Source organism: Gammaproteobacteria bacterium (genome assembly GCA_009838035.1).
In the GTDB taxonomy this organism is placed as follows: domain Bacteria; phylum Pseudomonadota; class Gammaproteobacteria; order Steroidobacterales; family Foliamicaceae; genus Foliamicus.
This window is the reverse complement of the sequence record VXSK01000029.1, coordinates 43,457-57,829: the sequence shown is the minus strand read 5'-3', so window position 1 is coordinate 57,829 and position 14,373 is coordinate 43,457. Positions and strand designations below refer to the sequence as shown.

General features: G+C 64.8%; 15 protein-coding genes. 10 read left to right on the top strand and 5 right to left on the bottom strand.

Annotated features, from left to right (window positions below):
* Positions 1-24: 24 nt before the first annotated feature.
* The 3 genes from F4Y72_12330 to F4Y72_12320 are packed head-to-tail and all read left to right on the top strand — an operon-like array spanning position 25 to position 2,331.
* Positions 25-525 (top strand): FtsX-like permease family protein, encoded by a 501-nt coding sequence (locus tag F4Y72_12330; GenBank protein MXZ29072.1) that lies wholly within the window; start codon positions 25-27, stop codon positions 523-525.
* Positions 522-1,235, top strand: a complete 714-nt coding sequence (locus F4Y72_12325) for an ABC transporter ATP-binding protein (protein MXZ29071.1) — start codon at positions 522-524, stop codon at positions 1,233-1,235. Before F4Y72_12330 ends, F4Y72_12325 begins: the two co-directional genes overlap by 4 nt.
* Positions 1,225-2,331, top strand: coding sequence for a hypothetical protein (locus F4Y72_12320; protein MXZ29070.1), 1,107 nt, complete (start codon positions 1,225-1,227; stop codon positions 2,329-2,331). The genes F4Y72_12325 and F4Y72_12320 overlap by 11 nt, the downstream gene beginning before the upstream one ends.
* A 155-nt stretch (positions 2,332-2,486) precedes the next feature.
* Here the strand turns inward: F4Y72_12320 and F4Y72_12315 are convergent, their stop codons facing one another.
* Positions 2,487-3,869 carry a phenylacetate--CoA ligase gene (locus F4Y72_12315; protein ID MXZ29069.1) on the bottom strand — a complete coding sequence of 461 codons (1,383 nt, stop codon included), beginning with the start codon at positions 3,867-3,869 and terminating at the stop codon, positions 2,487-2,489.
* Here F4Y72_12315 and F4Y72_12310 point away from each other — a divergent pair.
* From F4Y72_12310 to F4Y72_12285, 6 genes are all read left to right on the top strand, one after another.
* Positions 3,862-4,653 carry a GPP34 family phosphoprotein gene (locus F4Y72_12310; protein ID MXZ29068.1) on the top strand — a complete coding sequence of 264 codons (792 nt, stop codon included), beginning with the start codon at positions 3,862-3,864 and terminating at the stop codon, positions 4,651-4,653. The genes F4Y72_12315 and F4Y72_12310 overlap by 8 nt on opposite strands.
* Before the next feature lie 236 nt (positions 4,654-4,889).
* On the top strand, positions 4,890-5,909 hold the full coding sequence (locus F4Y72_12305) for a DUF2891 domain-containing protein (GenBank protein MXZ29067.1): 1,020 nt from the start codon (positions 4,890-4,892) through the stop codon (positions 5,907-5,909).
* Positions 5,906-7,345 (top strand): UbiD family decarboxylase, encoded by a 1,440-nt coding sequence (locus tag F4Y72_12300; GenBank protein ID MXZ29066.1) that lies wholly within the window; start codon positions 5,906-5,908, stop codon positions 7,343-7,345. Before F4Y72_12305 ends, F4Y72_12300 begins: the two co-directional genes overlap by 4 nt.
* Before the next feature lie 45 nt (positions 7,346-7,390).
* A complete protein-coding gene (locus tag F4Y72_12295) occupies positions 7,391-8,323 on the top strand; it encodes a DUF1838 domain-containing protein (protein MXZ29065.1) in 933 nt (310 codons plus the stop codon).
* Positions 8,311-9,240 (top strand): DUF1838 domain-containing protein, encoded by a 930-nt coding sequence (locus F4Y72_12290; GenBank protein ID MXZ29064.1) that lies wholly within the window; start codon positions 8,311-8,313, stop codon positions 9,238-9,240. The genes F4Y72_12295 and F4Y72_12290 overlap by 13 nt, the downstream gene beginning before the upstream one ends.
* 36 nt (positions 9,241-9,276) lie before the next feature.
* Positions 9,277-10,119 (top strand): CPBP family intramembrane metalloprotease, encoded by an 843-nt coding sequence (locus F4Y72_12285; GenBank protein MXZ29063.1) that lies wholly within the window; start codon positions 9,277-9,279, stop codon positions 10,117-10,119.
* Here the strand turns inward: F4Y72_12285 and F4Y72_12280 are convergent.
* The 4 genes from F4Y72_12280 to F4Y72_12265 all read right to left on the bottom strand — a co-directional run bounded on the left by F4Y72_12280 (position 10,116) and on the right by F4Y72_12265 (position 12,184).
* Complete coding sequence (locus F4Y72_12280; protein ID MXZ29062.1) at positions 10,116-10,412, bottom strand: helix-turn-helix domain-containing protein; 297 nt, start codon at positions 10,410-10,412, stop codon at positions 10,116-10,118. The genes F4Y72_12285 and F4Y72_12280 overlap by 4 nt on opposite strands.
* A gap of 16 nt (positions 10,413-10,428) precedes the next feature.
* Positions 10,429-11,001: a hypothetical protein gene (locus F4Y72_12275; GenBank protein MXZ29061.1), complete on the bottom strand. Its 573-nt coding sequence runs from the start codon at positions 10,999-11,001 to the stop codon at positions 10,429-10,431.
* 125 nt (positions 11,002-11,126) lie between these two features.
* Complete coding sequence (locus F4Y72_12270) at positions 11,127-11,801, bottom strand: cytochrome c family protein (protein ID MXZ29060.1); 675 nt, start codon at positions 11,799-11,801, stop codon at positions 11,127-11,129.
* Positions 11,612-12,184: a (2Fe-2S)-binding protein gene (locus tag F4Y72_12265; GenBank protein MXZ29059.1), complete on the bottom strand. Its 573-nt coding sequence runs from the start codon at positions 12,182-12,184 to the stop codon at positions 11,612-11,614. The genes F4Y72_12270 and F4Y72_12265 overlap by 190 nt, the downstream gene beginning before the upstream one ends.
* Here F4Y72_12265 and F4Y72_12260 point away from each other — a divergent pair.
* Positions 12,033-14,366, top strand: a complete 2,334-nt coding sequence (locus F4Y72_12260) for a xanthine dehydrogenase family protein molybdopterin-binding subunit (protein ID MXZ29058.1) — start codon at positions 12,033-12,035, stop codon at positions 14,364-14,366. The genes F4Y72_12265 and F4Y72_12260 overlap by 152 nt on opposite strands.
* Positions 14,367-14,373: the final 7 nt, after the last annotated feature.

Sequence of the window (14,373 nt, the reverse complement as noted above, 5' to 3'; positions counted from 1 at the left end):
GACATCCTCTACGACTTCGCCACCGTGGTGGCCCTGCAGCTTGAGGAAACAACGGACATCGCTGCCGTTGATGAGGAGCTGTTCACGGTCGCGCTCGACAAGCCGATGTCGTTTGTGGCGTCCACCGGCTACAAGGCCGAACGGGACTCGGTGCGCATCAATCAGGGCTTTCTGCTGGTCATCGCGACGCTGATCATCGGCGCGTTCTTCTCGATCTGGACCATACAGCGCACCCAGGAGATCGGCCTGATCAAGGCGCTGGGCGCGTCGACGGGATATCTCGTCCGGGACGCCCTGGGGCAGGTGTTCCTGCTGCTGGCCGTTGCCGTGACCTGCGGCGTGGGTATCGGCTACGGCCTTGGCGACCTGATCGTCGAACGCACGGACATCCCCTATGTCATCGATATCCGCGCCATGCTGATATCCGGCGCGCTGGTCATCGGCGGCGGCCTGGTGGGGGCGGTCCTGGCGGTGCGCAGGATTGCGCGAATCGATCCGATCATTGCGCTGGGACAGTTGCGATGACGCTCGCTGTTGACTCCGTTTCGCTGGTCCTCGGCGACGGCGACCAGCAGGTCACCGCCCTGAACAAGGTCTCGCTGACCGTCGAGGCGGGCGCGCTGTGCGCCGTGATGGGACCGTCGGGGGCCGGGAAATCGAGCTTGCTGGCGGTCTGCGGCGGCCTGCTGCCGCCCACTTCCGGGCGCATCGCCATCGAAGGCCAGGACCTGACCGCGCTGGGGGAGCGCGACCGCGCGCGTCTGCGGCGCGAGCGCATCGGATTCATTTTCCAGCAGTCCAACCTGGTCGCCGCGTTGACCGCCATGGACCAGCTCCTGCTGATGGCTCACATCAACGGCCGCAAACCGGACGGGGCCCACAGGGAACGGGCCGGACGGCTTCTCGAAGAAGTGGGCCTCGCGCACCGCGCCTCGCACCGTCCCGACCAGATGTCGGGCGGCGAACGTCAGCGGGTCGGAATAGCGCGAGCCCTCATGACCGAACCGTCGCTGCTGCTGGTGGACGAACCGACTTCCATGCTGGACCACAGCCGCGGCGGGGAAGTGGTTGAATTGCTGGCCAGACAGACCAGAGAGCATGGCGTCGCCACGCTCATGGTGACCCATGACCAGGCGATGCTGGCCTGGGCCGACCAGGTGGCGGAAATCGAGGACGGTTTTCTCGGTCCGCCGTCAACCCCGCATCTCAAGGGAGGACTTCCAGATGAAACCTAGACGATTTCACGTTCTGATCCTGGGCGCCGTGGTGCTCGGCGTGGGCCTTGCTTCCGCACAGGCGCAGGAGGACCACAGCATGCATCGCGCCCACGGATACCAGGGCCACGACATGCCGATGCCGCCGCCGGACGAACTGGGCCGCCGGCGCATGGGCATGGACATGCGCGACATGCTGAGCGAGGACGTGATCGCCGGTCTGAAGGAAAAGATCGCCCTGTACGGACTGCTGACGGACAACGAACTGCGCATCAACGTGGCGCAGATGGGCGAGAACTACACCTGGTACGTGAGCGACGCCGACATCAGGGGCGAAATCGGCGTGCTGGTACTGTCACATGGCGTCAGCGAGGCCGGCGACAGGATCATGACCGATTCCATGCGCGCCATCGCCGGCGAATATCCGACGGCCATCGGCTACGGCATGGCCATGATGACCTCGTCCCACATGCAGGCGGCGATCGACGATCTCGAAGCGGCCGGCGCCAGGACCATCGTGCTGGTGCAGACCACGTCGACCGTCCATAACTCCATGACCCGGCAGTGGGAGTACATCCTGGGCCGGCGCGACGAGTCTTCGTACCTGACGGTCAAACCCATAGAAACCGGCGCAAAGCTCGTTTTCGCGCCGCACATGGACGACCATCCGCTGATCGCCGAAATCCTGTCCGACCACGCGCTGGAAATCAGTACGGAGCCCGCCAATGAGGCATTGTTCCTGGTCGCCCACGGCCCCGAGGACGACTTCGACAACGAACTCGACCTGCCGGTGATCGAGAGCCTTGCCGAACAGGTGAAGGCCGCCACCGGAATCAGCGAGGTGCGAGCCATAAACCTGCAGGACGACGCCATCCCGCCGGTGCGCGAAGGCAATGTGCGCCAACTCAAACGCTGGATGCAGCAGGCGCAACGAAAGGGCAAAAAGCTGATCGTCGTGTCGCCGGCGTCCTCCGCGGACGGGTTGCAGCACCACATCAAGCAGGACCTGATTGGCCTGGACTACACCTTCAACGAGAAAGGCCTGTCGCAGCACCCCAATTTCACCGAATGGGTCGTAACCACCGTCCAACAACAAGCCGCCGCGCTGCACAACTAAAGCCTTTTCCTGCTCCCTCGCCCTTCATTCGTTCCCCTCCTCGTTGGAGACGCCATCCATGGCTCGATTCTCGCTGTCCTGCTCCAACGCTCCTACGAGGAGGGGAACGAACGAAGGGCTTTAGCTGGCGCGGTGGAAGGGCTTGAGATTTACGATCAGCGGGTAATCAGGCGGCGGGGTTTCTGGCGGGATTCGGAGCCGGTGAGTTCGCGTAGCGCTCCCGGCTCGCGCAGCTTGACCGGCACCCGGACGCCCAGCCGCTCGCGGATCAGCGCGCCGATGCGATCGGCCAGGCCCGGCAGCCGCGGATCGTTCGTTTCTATCTCGATGTGGAGTTGTTCGCCCTCGCGTACACATACGTAGTCGCCCGCGTATTCTTCCAGCTCGCCCAACACGGCGGCGGCCGCTTCCGGGTAGAAGTTGATGCCCTTGAACTTCACCATGTTGTCGCTGCGTCCGAGGAAACCGGCGATCCGGTCGAACGGCAGTCCCAGCGCGTTGCTGCCGGCGAGCCGCGCGCTCATGTCGCGCGTGTTGAAGCGGATGATGGGATAGGCGTCGTCCTTGTACAGGCAGGTGCAGACCAGTTCGCCGGCTTCGCCGTCGGCCGCCGGGCGCTGGCTGCCGGGGTCGAGGATCTCCAGGAAGTGGGCGTCCTCCATGACGTGCATGCCGTCGAGGTCCGGCCCCTCGGTGGCGACCAGGCCGGTGTCGCCCACGCCGTACCAGTCGTAAACGGACTCCGCCGCCCAGGCTTCGGCCAGTTCCTCGCGCGGCATCAGGCCCAGGTGGGTGGAAATCATTCGCACCCGGATGTCGCGCCCGGGCTTAAGCCCTCCGCTGCGCGCGGTGTCCGCCAGCTTGCGAAGGTAGTCGGCAAAGCCCACCAGCACGGTGGCGCCGAAGCGCGCCATGTTTCCCACCTGGGTGACCGAAGGCGTCTCGTTCCCGGCGCCGGCCGAGAGCAGCAGCGCCCGGGTGTAGTGCAGGGCGGCCTCGCGCACGAAGTGCCCGGCGTTCACCATTCCGTGCGCGTAACTGGAATGCACGACGTCGCCGGCCCTCAGGCCCTGCAGCATCCAGGCGCGCGCCACCATCAGCGCCTGCAATTCGCGGCTTCGCGGCCCGAAGAAAATCGGCTGCGGCGCGCCGGTCGTGCCGCTGGTGGTTTGCATCACGAGCCCGGCCGGGCCGGATCCTGGATCGTCGTCGCGATGCGCGTGGTAGTCGCCGAAGGGCGGGTTCGCCTCCACGCTCCTCATGAGATCGGACTTCGAGAACACCGGCAGCCTTTCAAGGTCCTCAAGGCTCCGTACGTCGCCCGGTTCCAGCCCCGCTTCCCCCCACAGCCTGCGGTAAAAGGGCGTGGCCCAGGCGCGCTCCAGGCAGCGCCGGAAACGCCCTTCCTGGATCGCCCGCAACTCGTCGCGGCCCATGCCGGCGAACCGCGCCATGAAGTCATCGCCCAGCGGGTATTCGCGCCTCAGCCCCGCCGGGTCGGCGACCGAAAAGTAATCCGGAAGGTGATTCTTGCTCATTGAAGATGGAGAGAATAGCCGAGACTGCGCTTTCCGAAAGCCCGAAGCCTTCCGATGCTGCTATTCTGCGGCGGTTGAGCGATATCCGGCCATGATGCGTGCACCCGAACTCGGTCTGCAGGAGCAGTATGTCCTGTTGGCGATGGATGTGACATTCACCGTGGATCACATTGCTTTTGATACAAAGTGGGTGGATATCGGCGTCGCGGCCACGGTTCTTTTCCAGCTTTGGCGCAATGGCCGCGTTTCCCTCGAAGAGGGCCGCGTCAAGCCGCGGGGCGCTCTTTACGTCGGCCAGACCGATCTCGACGCCCTGATTGTGAGACTAGTCCAAAACGACCCTCCGTTCGAATCGCGCGGCATCAATTCGTGGCTGCTCCGGATGGCGAATGCCGAACCGCACAAGGCCGTGCTGGAGGGACTGGCGCACAAGGGGATCCTCTCCAGGACGAAACGCAAGTACAAGCTCGTCTTGCCTGAGGCCCGCAACAGGATCATTGAAAGGCTGCAGAGGGTGATTCGCGAGGGCGACCCTGCGGACGAGCAAACAGCAGCCCTGGTGGGGATTGCGGACGCTTCCCGGGTCCTTGAGACCGGGGAATTGTCCGGAGACTCAAGCGAACAGGCAGCACGCGTGGAAGCGCTCGGCAAAACCGTGGTACCTGTGGTCGCCGCGGTGCGGACTGCGGTCTCGGAGAAGAAGCTGCGCGATTCCCTGACCTACTTCTATTACCTGGGTGGCGGCACCCTGGTGGCCCTGCTGGTCGCGAAATGCAGTTCCTGAGATCGATTGCCGTGGCCGGTTCGCAACACTGCGGCCCAAACGGACGCTATTCCGGGGCGCAATTTCGGCGCGTGGATTGGCCTTATGCGGGTGGTACCATGCCGCGGATGCGTCAGCGAAAGCTCCTGGCCAACTGCGCGCTGCTTGCGCTGGGACTTGCGGCATGCTGGGCCTCCGCCGAGCCGGACGCGGAGCCGATCATGGGAGAGGACGCGATGCCGCGCTTCGATCAGCCGATGACCGATGAACAGGCCGCCGTGTTTTCGCGGCTGGCGCTGGATTGCATTACCACGGAATACCCGAACAAGCCCGGGCAGGTGATGGTGAATGACGGGTCCGCCTTGACTCCCCGGCAGCTACACCCGGTGTTCTATGGTTGCTTCGACTGGCATTCGGCGGTGCATGGCCACTGGCTGCTCGTGCGTCTGCTGAAGCTCCATCCAGGACATTCGGCCGCGGAGCTGACCCGCAGTGTGCTGGAGGCGCAATTCAGTACGCAGGCCTTGCTGGAGGAAGCGGAGTACTTTGACGAGGACCATAACAGCTCGTTCGAGCGCATGTACGGCTGGGCCTGGCTGTTGCGCCTGGTCGTGGAACTTCGCGCGTTCGATGATCCCTACGCCCGCCAGTGGGCACAGCGACTGGAGCCGCTCGAGCAGAGGATCGTTGCACTGACGCTGGATTATCTTCCGCGCCTGGACTGGCCGATACGAACCGGCGTCCATCCGAACACCGCCTTCGCGCTGGGCCAGGCTCTGGACTACGCGCGGGCAACAGGGCAGGGTGAACTTGAGCAGTTGCTGCTGGAAAGAAGCCTCGACTACTACGCCACCGATCGCGCGTATCCGGTGAATTACGAGCCCAGTGGCCAGGATTTCTTTTCCGCGGCTCTGGCCGAAGCGGACCTGATGCGCCGGGTCCTTGAGCCCGCGGAATATTCGGATTGGCTGGACGGCTTCTTTCCCGCCCTGCGGGAAGGCGGTCTGGGCCGCCTGCTGGAGCCGGCCACGGTCAGCGACGTCACCGACGGCAAGATCGTCCACCTGGCCGGATTGAATCTGCACCGGGCCTGGACCATGCGATCCGTGGCGCGAGCATTGCCCGCCGGCGACCCGCGCGCTCAGGTGCTGCTGGAATCCGCCGGGGAGCACCTGGCGGCGGGCCTGGGCTACGTTTTCAGCGGGCACTACGAGGGGGAGCACTGGCTGGCGACCTTCGCGATCTATGGATTGACCGACGTGGATGCAGAGCAATGAGTGCCGGAGGACCTGTTGCCGGAGTGCGGGACGGACTGAGCGCGTGGCTTGCGTCACTCGGTGATCAGGTGCTTCGCATCGACGAGCCGATGGCGGTGGAGTACGAGGCCACCGCGCTGCAGCACGCCCTGGACGTTCAGGGCCGTTATCCGCCCATCTGGGTGCGGCAGCCACGTCTTGCCGATGGACGCATCTCGCCCTTCGGCCTGGCCACGAACCTGACCGCCAGCCGCGAGCTGGTCTGCTCGGCGCTGGGGCTGGCGGACCATCGCCGGGCCGCATCCTGGTGGGCCGAGCGCCAGGAGCGCCGGATCGAGCCGGTGACCGTGGCGGCGGCGGAGGCGCCGGTGCGGGAAACGGTCCTCAAGGGCGATGAAGCGGACTTGCGGCTGCTGCCGGCCACCGTCCAGCACCGCGGCAACCCGGGCCCGTACCTCACGGCGGCCCATGCGACGACCTGCGATCCGGAGACCGGCATCGACAATTCCGCCATACAGCGCTGCTGGATCAAGGAAGCCCGGCGCATGAGCTGGTTCCCGTATCCCAATTCCCACAATGCGCGCAACATGCGCGCCTGGCACGAGCGGGGCGAGTCCTGCCCGGTGGCGTTCTGGATCGGTCACCACCCGGCGGTGAGCGTTGCGGCCCAGGTCAAGCTGGGTTACCCGGAAAGCCACTGGCCCGCGGCCGGCGGGCTGATCGGCGAGCCGGTCCGGCTCACTCCGTCGCTCAACTTCGACGGCGGGCTGCTCGTTCCGGCCGACGCGGAATTCGTGATCGAGGGGCTGGCCCATCCCGGCGCCACGGCCCCGGACGGACCGTTCGCCGAGTACACGGGCTTTCTCGGGCCGGCCGTGGACGCGCCGGTTTGCGAAGTCCTGTCGATTACGCACCGCAAGGGCGCGGTGCTGCACGACTGCGGCTCGGGCCTGGCCGACAATCTGACTCCGGACAACATCGCCATGGAAGGCAAGCTGTTTTCGCTGGCGCGCGCCGTGTCGCCGCGCCTGATCAACGTCCACGCGCCCGCGCAGGGCCGGCGCTTCCTGGCGCTGCTGCAGTTCGACGACGCCATCGCGGGGGAAGTGCGTGACGCGCTGGCCGCCGTCCTTGCCTGGCGGCGCGTCAAGACGGCCGTGGCGCTGGATTCGGACATCGACCTGTTCGATCCGCAGCAGGTCGACTGGGCGCTGGCCACGCGCTTTCAGTGGGATCGCGACCTGATCCGGGTCGACGATCTATCAACTTCGTTGCTCGATCCGTCGCTGGAACCCGGGCGCAAGACGGCCTCCAAGGCGGGCCTGGACGCGACCCTGCCGCGCTATCCGTCCACACCTCCGGTCGCTCATCCCGATCCCGAGGCGCTGGAGAAGGCTGCCGGACTGCTGCACGAGCTGACCGGGGCGGGTCTTGCGGACGGCTGGCCCGAAAAATGACCAGGGCAACAGGCCCTGGACTATGCGAACACAGCGGTGGGCGTTATGCTGCGCCTGTCAAATGGGAGGAAGAGTGAAATGAGATGTCCACTCCGCGCGGCGCTGGGCGCCGCCGTGCTGCTGATCCTGGGCTCGGCGGCGACCGCCGCGGAGAGGCTGGATCCGGCCAACCCGGACCATGCCATTCTTCTCGGGCAGAAGATGAACTGTTCGCTGAACGAGGGCGAAACGATCCTCTACTGGTGGCAGGGCGGCGCGATGAGCCGCATGCCGGGCGAGAAGGACCGGCACATCTTCAACGTGCAGGGCATGAACATACGCCAGTGCAAGAATTACGAGGATCCGGAACGCGGCCATGGCTACCGCTCGGTGTCCCGGGAACTGCTGATCTACATGGACCCGGACACCAACGAGGTCCTGCGCACCTGGACCAACCCCTGGACGGGGGAGGAAGTGGAAGTCGTGCACGTGGCCAACGATCCGGTCAACATGCGCGGTCCCGCGTACGCGCGGCGCCCCGACGGAACGGGCATCACTTTCAACGGCCGCTTCATGAAGGGTCGCGTCTGGACCACCGGCTTCGCGCCGCTGTTCTACACCAACCCGCTGGCGGGCGATTACCAGGAATACGTGGGCGGCACCTATCACGCGATGGAAATGCTCAACGCCTATGCCTACGAGGACGAGTTGCTGGACCCCGATCTCCCGACGCTCAAGCGCTACACCCTGTCCTGGGCGCGCACCTCGAAGTGGCTGCCGTGGATGAAGATGGGCGACCGCCCGGGCATGATGATCTTCACGACCGTCGGCAAGCGCGTTGCCGGGATCGATGACCTGACCCAGCCGCTGTTGAGCGAATTGCGCAACAACTATCCCGAGTACGCCGAACCGCCGCCTCTCGACGATGCGCGGCCCAATGTGACCAGCTGGTCGTATTTCAAATCGGTAACCGAGCCGGAGGGGGAATGGAGACAATGAAAGCAAGAAAGACTTTACGCGCTCTGGCCGGAATGATCGGAGCGCTGTCGCTGGCGGCCGGCGCCGCTTACGGCGGACAGCTTGACCTCGACGATCCGGACGACGTCATCCGGCTGCTGATGAAGGTCCGGTGCTCGCTGAACGACGGCGAGACGGCGCTGTACTGGTGGGAGGGTCGGATGTATTCCCGGAAGCCGGCCGAAAAGGACCGCCATCTGTTCAACGTGCAGGGCATGAACATCCGCCATTGCGAGACTCTGAGCGACCCCGTGCGCGGACTGGGTTTCGTCGCCCGTTCGCGCGAACTGATGTTCTACCTCGACCCGGAAACCAACGAGATTCTGAGGACCTGGAACAATCCCTGGACCGGCGAGGAAGTCGAGGTCGTGCAGGTGGCCAACGATCCGCCCGGCAACTACCGCGAGAACTGGGCTCGTGACGAGGAGGGCAATCCTTCGGCAGGGTTGTTCTACTTCTTCAAGGACGGAGTGATGATGCACGGCGGGGGCGCCGCGCGGCTGTTCTACAGCAATCCCCTGGGCGGCGATTACCAGCAATCCGTGGGCGGGATCTATCACGCGATGGAGTTTGGCACTTCGGCGTCGCCCGGCGACGAAATCCTGGACGCGGACATTCCGGTGGCGCAGGACCGGGTCATTTCCTGGGGACGCGTTTCCAAGTGGTTGCCGTGGATGAAGATGGGCGATCGCCCCGGCGTCGCGGTGTTCCATACCGCCGGCATGCGCCTAAGTAGCTACGACGAATTGCCGGCCGTGGTGATGGATGAAATCAACGCGAACTACCCGGAATACGTCGAGCCGCCGGCGATACGCACCGAGAACCCCAGGGAAACGTCCTGGACCGTGTTCAAGGACCACATCGACGCACAACGCGCGGAGGAAAGCCAGGCCGACTAGTTCCGGGCGCATATGTCGCGAAGCAAAGAGTAAGCCATGTCCAACTCTGCAATCCTGGCGACCATTTACCTGGTCCTCGGTTTTGCCCTGGCGATAACCCTCCTGGTTTTCTGGGCCAGAAACCGCGAGGACTTGCGGTATTACACGAGGTTCGGCGTCTATGCCGCGTGTGCCTTTTGCGCTTTTTCGGCAGTCGCGCTGGCCGTAGCCCATTTTGAGCAGGGCCTGCCGATGGGTTTCCTTGTTTTGACATTCGGACTGGTTGTCGATTTCTTCAAGATAACCCTCGTCGTGGCGGTTGGCGCCTATTGCGCCCGGCTTTCCGGTTACGTCGCCTTTCCACTGATACGCCCGCGCCTGGGTCTGGAATTCGACGAAGCGAATGGCGCCGTGGCCCATCCGGGGCATTCCGGCGCCGCCGACTTGAGGACCAAGGCCATCTGGGTTGTCGTGCTGGTCCTGGCGTGGCTGGGATATTCGAAGCTGCTGTTCTGGCTGTTCTCACCGGAAATGGCAAAACCCCTGCAGGACATGCTGAACACCCTGGAGATGAGTCAGTCAATGGAGCTGACTGCGGCAAGCGCTCTTGCCGTGTCGGCGTTGGCCGTTTCCGAGGAGCTGATTTTCCGCTTGGGCATTCAGAACCTGCTGGTTCGCCTGTTCGATTGGCGAGGCCGCCAGTATTGGATTGCCGTGCTCCTGACTTCCCTGTTATGGACCATCGGTCATACCGGGGTCCTGGAACCCGATTGGGTCAAGTTGCTACAGATATTTCCGGCTGGGCTTGCCCTGGGTTGGATGTTCAGGAAACATGGAATCGAGTGCTGTATCGCGGCCCACTTGCTGTTCAACCTGATCATGCCCACGCTGGGGCTTTAGCCGGTGCGGCCGATCAGCCGCGTCAGGTTGGCGATGTGTTCCTTCAGATGGGTGCGTCCCGAATCGGTTAACTGATACCAGGTTACCGGGCGCCGGTCGCGGAAACTCTTCTCGATCGCCAGGTAGCCCGCGTCCTCGAGTTTGCGCAGGTGCGTGCCCAGGCTGCCGTCTTTTTCCTCCAGCACCTGCTTCAATCGGCTGAATGACATCGCATCGTGCCTGGAGAGCAGCACGCAGATCGCCAGCCGGACCCTGTGCTCGAACAACCCCCTGAGCGGGCCCAGTTCTTTCAGGGTCGCGACGTCCGGGTCAGCCTTCGGCACGTTGCGCCCTTGAGCCAAGAAATGCCTGAGCCACGAGTGCGGTGGCGGCGAGCACACCCGCAACGGTAAACCCGTAGGACGGCAATGCCAGCGTGACCAGGTACCCGACGCCCAGCAGCAGACCGATGGGCAACATGCGTCGCTCAAGGTGCAGACCCGCGAGGAAATAGGTCAGTGCCAGAAGAAGAATCCACGTGGAGCTGACGCCCTGCCACGACAACTGCCCGGTCGCGACAAGGCCGAATACCAGCAATCCGGTGCAAAAGAACCCCAGAAAGTGAAACACCCAGCGCTTGCCCTCCCGCCGGTCGGCCTGTCCGACCTCGCGGCCGGCCCGCCTGGCGAGCCACCAGGTAAGCCCCCCGCCAACAGGTCCGCCGATCATCCAGTAAACACCGATCCAGGCCGACCCCGGCCCCACAAGGTCCACCAGCGTGAAGCCGCACAGGCAAAGCACTGCCCAAATCAGGTATATCGCCGGGATGTGAACGGACGCGGATCGCTCGGCCGCGGCGCGAACGTAAGCGATGTCTTCAGTTAGTTGCTGCTGACTGGTCATTTCTCCTCCTTTTTCCAGGAAAATTAACTCGTAAATGACTTATGCTCTGAAATATAGAGTAACTTTTCGACCAAGTCAACAGGGGGGTCGTTTGATAGGGCGGCGTCATACCCCCCGCGGCTGTCTTACTGCTGGACGGTGGACTGCTGCAGGTAGGCGATCAGGTCGGCGCGGTCGCGCGCTCTGCGGATGCCGGCGAAGATCATCTTGTTGCCGGGGATGACTTCCGAAGGACTGCGCATCCAGTGATCCAGCGTTTCCGGCGTCCAGGTGATTTCGGAGGCCAGCAGCGCTTCCGAATACTCGTAACCGGGCGCGGTGCCGGCCGGGCGGTCCAGGAAGCCGAGCAGGTTCGGCCCCAGCAACTGGTTGCCTTCCGCCACCAGGGTGTGGCAGGCGCGGCACTGGATGTACAGGCGGCGGCCCCGGTCCGGATTGGCCGCAGCCAGCAGCGTGGCGAGGTCTTCCTCCTCCACCGCGGGCGCGGACTCCACTGCAGCCGCGCCGGAAGACTCGGCCCCGGCGGAATTCGCGGCCGTCTGCTCGCCGGCGCATGCCCAGAGCGCAAGCGTTGCTGCCAGCAAAGCCGGCGTGATTCGACTGACTGGGTTCAACTTTCGCCGGCCGTGGTTGCCGACATGGCCCCGGCTGCAGCGTGGATGGCCCGCCGGATACGCGGGTAGGTGCCGCAGCGGCAGATGTTGGTGATCGAGCGATCGATGTCTTCGTCGCTGGGCGAGGGGTTGTCCGCCAGTAGCGCCGCCGCGGCCATCACCATGCCGGGTTGGCAGTAGCCGCACTGCGGGACCTGCTCGTCGATCCAGGCCTGCTGCACCGGGTGAGGCTGGCCGTTCTCCGCCAGGCCCTCGATCGTCGTGATGCTGCGCCCCTCGGCGGCGGCGGTATTGATCCGGCAGGACCGCACGGCAATTCCATCCAGATGCACCGTGCAGGCGCCGCACAAGGCGATGCCGCAGCCGTATTTTGTGCCGGTCAGGTTGAGATGATCGCGCAGCGCCCACAACAGCGGCATGTCATCGGGCACGTCCAGCGTGACCGCGCGTCCATTGAGAGTAAAGCTCGCCACGGCGGAGCAGTTTATCACGCACGAGCGTCGCGGCTGTCCCACCTTAAGCTGCGATTCCCGGCGCTGGTCGAGTGTGTGCCGGAGCGCATTCTTCATCCGGTTTATTATTCGTGGCGCTATGCTGAAAACAAACGCTTCATCCGCAGGGCGGACGGATCCGGCCGCCCAGTCTTGTCTTTCCCTGAATCGCCGTGAGTTGCTGGCCGCGGCCGGCGCCTTGCTGGCCGCCCCCGCCTTTGGACTGCGGGTGGCGTCGGCCCGCGAATCGGGCGGCCCGCTCAACGCCTGGGTAACGCTCGACGAGCAGGGCGCTGTAACGATACTGTGCCCGGTGGGCGACATGGGGCAGGGTATTCTGCACAGCCTGCCGCTGATGCTTGCCGATGAAATGGAAGTCGCCTGGGGCGACGTCCAGGTGCGTTACGCGCCGCTTGACCCGGGCGCTTACGGCAACGCAGCGCGTCTGGATCGCGGCCAGGGTTCCGGCAACAGCGTGTCGATCATGGGTTATCACAAGGGCCTTCGCCAGGCCGGCGCCGCTGCCCGCGAGATGCTGGTGGCGGCTGCCGCGGAAGAGTGGGGTGTGCCGGCCTCGGACTGTTACGCCGAGCAATCGCAGGTCTGGTGCAATGGCCGCTCGCTGAGTTACGGGGAGCTGGCAGGGAAAGCCGCGGGCATGCCGGTTCCGGAAGAACCGAGGCTCAAGTCGCGCGAGGAATTCCGACTGATCGGCAAGCACGCCCCGCGCAAGGACAGCGCTCCAAAGGTCATGGGCACATTTCCGTTCATGGCCGATTCCGCAGGCGGCGAACCTGCCTTGCATGCCGCCGTGCTCAATGCGCCGCGCCGCGGAGCGCGCCTGAAGAGCCTCGCCTACGAGTCGCCGGACGGCGCATGGCCCAAAGTCATGGCCATCGGCGATGAGGCGGTGGCGGCGGTGGCCGAAGACTACTGGACGGCGTCCTCCGCCCTCGAACAGGCAGACATCGTCTGGGAAGGCGGCGACACCAGCAGCACCGAATCGGTCTTCGAAGAACTGCGCGGTGCGCTCGCGGCCGAGGACGGCCGCAACTGGTTTGAAGCCGGCGATCCGGAGTCCGTTCTTGCATCCGCCGAGCGGACGCTGGATGCGACCTACGAGGCGCCCATCCTGGCTCACGCCAACATGGAACCGCTGGGGGCCACGGCGCGCTATAGCGGTGAGGGATGCGAAATGTGGGTTCCTTCGCAGAACCTGCAGCGCCTGCAGGCCGACATCGGCAACATCTTCGGCCTGGAGCCGGAAAACGTGCTGCTGCACCACTGCAACATGGGTGGCGCATTTGGACGGCGCATCGAGTCGGAAGTGGCCGTGCAGGCACTGTCGATCGCAAAAGCGCTGCACGAGCAGGGACTGCCGGACCGGCCGGTTCGGCTGGTGTGGAGCCGCGAGCAGGACATGCGCCACGACTGTTACCGTCCGCCCTACGTAGCGCGGCTGCGTGCGGCGCTGGACGATTCCGGCCGCCCGAGCGCATGGACGGCCAAGTCGGCCGGGCATTCGCTGCTGGCCGAGCGCTGGCCGTGGATGGTGGAAGAATCGGCGGATCCGTCTTCGGTGGGCGCTCTCTTCAACGACCTGTACGCGGTTCCCAACCGGCGCGTGGACTACGTTATGCGGCAAATGCCCGTGCGCGGCGGATTCTGGCGCAGCGTGGCCTCCAGCATGAACTCGTTTTTCGCCGAAAGTTTCCTCGACGAGGTGGCGCACGCCGGCGGCCGCAATCCGGTTGAACTGCGTGCCGAGCTCACCACCGATCCGCGCGCGCTGAAGGTGCTGGAGACGGCGGCCGAAGGCTGGACCGCGCAAAGCGGCATAGCGGTTGCCAAGCTGTTTTCCAGCTATATCGGCACGCAGGTGGAACTTGAACGCAAAGACGGGGCGTGGCGGGCGCGAAGGGTCCGCGCCGCCGTGGATTGCGGGCTGGCGGTGGATCCGGACAACGTCGAGGCGCAGATCGAGGGCGCCATCATTTATGGATTGAGCGCCCTGTTGTTCGGGGAAATCAACCTGGAGGACGGCGCGGTGGCGGAAGGCAACTTCGACCGCTACCGGATGCTGACGCTGGCCACCACGCCGACCATCGAAGTGGAACTGATTGCATCGGACCATCCGCCCACGGGAATCGGCGAACTCGGCACGCCCCTGGTGGCGCCCGCGTTCTGCAACGCGCTGTTCGCCGCCACCGGACGGCGCGTCCGCAAGCTCCCGCTTCGCGACGACGACCTCAAGGCCTGACGCAAAT

Bases quoted from the DNA above. Each gene is read 5' to 3' on its own strand.
- F4Y72_12325 (MXZ29071.1), top strand. From the start codon at position 522: ATGACGCTCGCTGTTGACTCCGTTTCGCTGGTCCTCGGCGACGGCGAC.
- F4Y72_12320 (MXZ29070.1), top strand. From the start codon at position 1,225: ATGAAACCTAGACGATTTCACGTTCTGATCCTGGGCGCCGTGGTGCTC.
- F4Y72_12315 (MXZ29069.1), bottom strand. From the start codon at position 3,869: ATGAGCAAGAATCACCTTCCGGATTACTTTTCGGTCGCCGACCCGGCG.
- F4Y72_12305 (MXZ29067.1), top strand. From the start codon at position 4,890: ATGACCGATGAACAGGCCGCCGTGTTTTCGCGGCTGGCGCTGGATTGC.
- F4Y72_12300 (MXZ29066.1), top strand. From the start codon at position 5,906: ATGAGTGCCGGAGGACCTGTTGCCGGAGTGCGGGACGGACTGAGCGCG.
- F4Y72_12295 (MXZ29065.1), top strand. From the start codon at position 7,391: ATGCTGCGCCTGTCAAATGGGAGGAAGAGTGAAATGAGATGTCCACTC.
- F4Y72_12290 (MXZ29064.1), top strand. From the start codon at position 8,311: ATGGAGACAATGAAAGCAAGAAAGACTTTACGCGCTCTGGCCGGAATG.
- F4Y72_12285 (MXZ29063.1), top strand. From the start codon at position 9,277: ATGTCCAACTCTGCAATCCTGGCGACCATTTACCTGGTCCTCGGTTTT.
- F4Y72_12275 (MXZ29061.1), bottom strand. From the start codon at position 11,001: ATGACCAGTCAGCAGCAACTAACTGAAGACATCGCTTACGTTCGCGCC.
- F4Y72_12260 (MXZ29058.1), top strand. From the start codon at position 12,033: ATGTCATCGGGCACGTCCAGCGTGACCGCGCGTCCATTGAGAGTAAAG.
- F4Y72_12265 (MXZ29059.1), bottom strand. From the start codon at position 12,184: ATGAAGAATGCGCTCCGGCACACACTCGACCAGCGCCGGGAATCGCAG.